This window comes from Pseudoalteromonas lipolytica (assembly GCF_001306915.1).
In the GTDB taxonomy this organism is placed as follows: domain Bacteria; phylum Pseudomonadota; class Gammaproteobacteria; order Enterobacterales; family Alteromonadaceae; genus Pseudoalteromonas; species Pseudoalteromonas simplex.
The window spans coordinates 1-595 of sequence record NZ_LJTC01000052.1; the positions used below are offsets into that span (position 1 = coordinate 1).

Consider the following 595-nt stretch of genomic DNA (forward strand, 5'->3'; position numbering starts at 1 on the left):
CTACTATATCGAGATCCCTCGCGCCCAGGCCAAGGAGGCCCCGGCGGACTATATCCGCCGCCAGACCCTGAAGAACGCCGAGCGCTTCATCATCCCCGAGCTCAAGGAGTTCGAGGACAAGGCGCTGTCGGCGAAGTCCCGGGCACTCGCCCGGGAGAAGCTGCTCTATGAGGGACTCCTCGACACCCTCAACGCCGAGCTCGACGCCCTCCAGGCCAGCGCTCGGGCACTGGCGGCGCTGGACGTGCTGTGCGCCTTCGCCGAGCGCGCCCGCGCCCTGGAGTTCGTGCGCCCGCACCTGGCCGAGACCCCGGGCATCGCCATCCGCGGCGGTCGCCACCCGGTGGTGGAGCGAGTCTCCGACGCTCCCTTCGTGCCCAACGACCTGATGATGGGCGACGACCGCCGCATGCTGGTGATCACCGGCCCCAACATGGGCGGCAAGTCCACCTACATGCGCCAGGCAGCGCTGATCGTGCTGCTCGCCCACACCGGCAGCTTCGTGCCGGCAGACGAGGCGGAGATCGGCCCGGTGGACCGTATCTTTACCCGCATCGGCTCCTCGGACGACCTGGCCGGCGGACGCTCCACCTTC

The 595-nt window shown here is 69.2% G+C and carries 1 protein-coding gene; it reads left to right on the forward strand.

Features of this window, described 5'->3' with window-relative positions; all coding sequences use genetic code 11:
• On the forward strand, positions 1–595 hold a 595-nt coding region (locus AOG27_RS21420; protein ID WP_419177744.1), incomplete at both ends, for a MutS-related protein.